The organism is Geoglobus sp., from assembly GCF_054018175.1.
In genome coordinates, this window is record NZ_JBPLZQ010000014.1 from 1 (window position 1) to 3,657 (window position 3,657).

Below are 3,657 nucleotides of genomic sequence, written 5' to 3' on the forward strand. Positions count from 1 at the left end.
TCAAAGGACCCCTACTGGAGAGCTAAGGTCAGCGCTGAAATTGCAAAGTTCCCGGAGCTTGCAGACGTGATAAACGAGAAATGTGCCAGATGCCACATGCCGATGGCCAGCGTTCAGGCACATGCAGACGGAGTTGAGGTGAATGTGGGGTCGTTCCTGAACGCAGAGAGCGAAATGCACTCCCTCGCCATCGAAGGTGTTTCGTGCACACTGTGTCACCAGATACTCCCGGATAATCTCGGCAAGAAGGAAAGCTTCAGCGGAAAGTATACGATAGACACGAAAACCAAAAAGCCGGACAGAATCATCTTTGGTCCTTTTGAGCCTGTAAGAGTGAGACCAATGGTAAACAGCGTGGGATACATACCCCAGCTTGGCAAACACATTGGAAAAGCCGAGTTATGTGCCACGTGCCACACGCTGTACACGCCATTCATTGATGACGAGGGTAACGTTGCCGGAGAGTTTCCCGAACAGACGCCATACCTGGAATGGCTGAACAGCAAATACAGTCCGGAAAAACCCTGCCAGAGCTGCCACATGCCCCAGACAGAGGGTGTGAGAGTCTCAACGATGCCTCCAAACCTTCCAGAAAGGAGCCCGTTCTTCCGGCACGTATTTGCCGGAGCAAATGTTCAGATGCTCGATATGCTCGGAGCACAGAATGGCGCAGATAAAGCCAGGGAAATGCTCAGGTCACTCATAAACTTGAAAATAGTTACTGCCAGCAGAGATGGGGACGAGCTCAAGGTTGATGTAAAGGTGGAAAACGGTGCCGGCCACAAGTTCCCCACCGGTTTTCCATCAAGGAGGGCATGGATCCACCTGGTCGTGACCGATGGAGATGGCAATGTCGTTTTCGAGTCTGGTAAGCTGGAGAACGGCAGGATCGCCGGAGAGGAAGAGCCCTACGAACCCCATCACGACACAATAACGAGCGAGGATGATGTTCAGATTTACGAAGCCGTGATGGTCGATGTCAACGGGGAGGTGACATCCACATTGCTAAGGGCTGCAGACTACATCAAGGACAACCGCATACCCCCTAGGGGCTTCGATGTCGCTAAAGCCATCCCGGATATAGCTGTTAAGGGCAAGGCATCGGAAGACCCGGACTTCACAGGCGGAGAGGATACGGTCAGCTACATAATAAATGTCGCCGGATACAGTGGCCCATTTGAGGTCAGAGCGGAGCTGATCTACCAGTCAGTGTCAGATCGTTTCCTGAAAGACCTGAGAGGTGCAGATACTCCTGAGGTAAATGAATTTCTGGACAGTCTCACCAAGATGAGCCCAGCAACGGTGATCGCATCAGACACTACCACGATACCCTGAAATGAGAAACTAAATATACCTCTCTTTTTTCATGTTTCCTGTGAAGCAGAAAGTTGCCGACTACATGACAAGAAATGTCATCACGCTCAGGCCCGACAATACTGTTGAAGAAGCAATAGACATAATAGAGAAAACAGGTCATGACGGTTTTCCTGTTGTGGACGAAAACGGAAAGCTTGTGGGGTACATTTCGTCAATGGATCTGCTTAGAAAAGACCTGAATGCCAGGATTAAAGACGTGATGACCAGATCACTCTACGTTGCAAGAGAATACATGGACCTGAAAGACGTTGCAAGAGTTATGTTCCGAACCGGACACTCAAAATTGCCGGTAGTTGACGATAAAGGCAGGATTAAGGGCATAATCACCAACACAGATATAATCAGAAGTCAGATTGAAAGAGCCGATCCGACAAAAGTGTCGAAACTGAAGGAGACCATCGAAAAAGTCCACGGCACAAAAGTGAGGGTTTACAACGGAGAAGTTGAGGTGGACAGGCTGATCCCCACCCAGACCAAGATTTACGCAGACGAGCTGAGAGGCAGAATATATGAGCTGAGGAGGGGGCTTGCGGAGCCAGTTGTGGTAATAAAAAAGGGTGGCAAGCTCTTTCTGGTGGATGGACACCACAGAGCGGTTGCGGCTAAAAAGATCGGCATGGAGAAGCTCGATGCATACATTCTCGAAGTCCCTGAAAATGTGGAGCTCGGCATGGAGAAGCTCGTCAGGAAGAAAAAGATTAAATCCATCAGGGACATCGAGATCATAGAGGACGTTCCCCATCCCCTTGTCGAGATAACGTTCAAGAACTCAAAGTGATCGCCATGCTGGAGGAGCTTTACGGGATCATAGAGGAGCGGAAGAAGAATCCGGTCGAAGGCTCGTACACTGCAGGACTCCTCTACGGTGAGAAGGGGATAAACGGCATACTGGAGAAGCTCGGCGAGGAGACGACAGAAGTGATCCTGGCCGTAAAGGACGGGAAAAAAGAGGAAATCGTTTACGAGGTGGCGGATCTGCTCTACCACCTACTCGTTCTGCTTTCAAAACTGGAAATAAGTCTGGAGGAAGTTTACGATGAGCTTGCAAGAAGGAGGAAGTAGTTACGTAATCTGGACGGTCAACATTGACAAAAAGAAGAGCAGGAGCGAGGGGAGGAAGATCCCCAGAAGGTTTGCCGTCCCTAACGTGAAGCTGGACGAGCTTGCAAAAGCATGCGAGGCTCTCGGTCTCAGCTATGACGTGGAGCAGAAAAAGTACCCCCGGTGCTGGTGGGAGGAGGGGGGCCGGATCAGAGTTGAGAAGAAATTGAAGAAAACCGAACTGATGATCAGACTTGCGGAGAAAATAAAGGAAATGCGGGGATGAGGCTGATATTTTATCTGAGCGGAGAGTTCGAGGAGCTTGCCAGAATAGAAGCTGAGACGTTTCTGAACGTTTTTGATGGCCACACTGAAAGCGCTGACATCCAGATTGTGGCTGGAGAATGCTCTGAGGAAATATCCGGATACTTCCACAGATTCGGGCTCATCCACGAGGTTAGCGAGCACCTGTTCTCATGCGCGAGTCCTGAAGAGCTGAAGGAGCACTTTAAACAGATGGAAATTCCTGAAGGGAAGATCTGCGTGAGGGTCAGGAACATCGGAGGGAAAAAGGCAGACTCTCTCAGGCTCGAGAGGGAACTCGGGGCGATTCTCTGGAGGAGAGGGGCAGAGATAAGTGTTTCAAAGCCCGATCACGTGGTTAAGGTTTACTTCTCTGACAGAATTCATGCAGGAATTCTTATGCACGAGACTGACAGGAAGCAGTTCCTGCTGAGAAGGCCAGACCTAAAACCGTTCTTCAGACCGGGAGCGATTCTGCCAAGGATAGCGAGGAGCCTGGTCAACATTACAGGCATTAAAGACGGCACAATACTCGACCCGATGTGCGGCACTGGCACAATTCTGGTTGAGGCTGGCCTCATGGGGCTGGAATTCGTGGGAATTGAGGCATACAGAGTCATAGCGGAGGGCTGCGGAATTAACCTGCAGTACTACGGACTTCCAAGAAATGTAATGATCGGTGACGTGAAGAGCATGGGTCTCAGAGAAGAGAGCGTTGACGGTATCGTCACGGACTTCCCCTATCTGCAGTCCACGAAGAGCCTCGGTGAGATTCACGAGCTTTACAGCAGTGCTCTCGATGAATTTCACCGGGTGCTGAGGATGGGCAGAAGAGCCGTGTTTCTCACAAACATTGACGTTGATGACCTCGTAAGGGAGAGATTCGAAGTTGAATACAAGCTGTACCAGAGGCTGCACAAGAGTCTCACGAGGAGG

Annotated in this window: 4 protein-coding genes and 1 pseudogene; all 5 read left to right on the forward strand. The window is 50.4% G+C overall.

Annotated features, from left to right (window positions below; all coding sequences use genetic code 11):
- A pseudogene (locus ACXJJC_RS00955) lies at nucleotides 1-1,335 on the forward strand (hypothetical protein); the annotation flags it as partial.
- A 31-nt stretch (nucleotides 1,336-1,366) separates the two neighbouring features.
- On the forward strand, nucleotides 1,367-2,155 hold the full coding sequence (locus tag ACXJJC_RS00960; RefSeq protein WP_456368683.1) for a CBS domain-containing protein: 789 nt from the start codon (nucleotides 1,367-1,369) through the stop codon (nucleotides 2,153-2,155).
- A gap of 5 nt (nucleotides 2,156-2,160) precedes the next feature.
- The gene (gene hisE, locus ACXJJC_RS00965; protein WP_048090589.1) at nucleotides 2,161-2,439 is read left to right on the forward strand and encodes a phosphoribosyl-ATP diphosphatase; all 279 of its coding nucleotides are present in this window, start codon (nucleotides 2,161-2,163) and stop codon (nucleotides 2,437-2,439) included.
- Complete coding sequence (locus ACXJJC_RS00970) at nucleotides 2,414-2,704, forward strand: signal recognition particle subunit SRP19/SEC65 family protein (protein ID WP_052400172.1); 291 nt, start codon at nucleotides 2,414-2,416, stop codon at nucleotides 2,702-2,704. Before hisE ends, ACXJJC_RS00970 begins: the two co-directional genes overlap by 26 nt.
- On the forward strand, nucleotides 2,701-3,657 hold a 957-nt coding region (locus tag ACXJJC_RS00975; RefSeq protein ID WP_456368685.1), incomplete at its 3' end, for a class I SAM-dependent methyltransferase. The genes ACXJJC_RS00970 and ACXJJC_RS00975, both read left to right, overlap by 4 nt.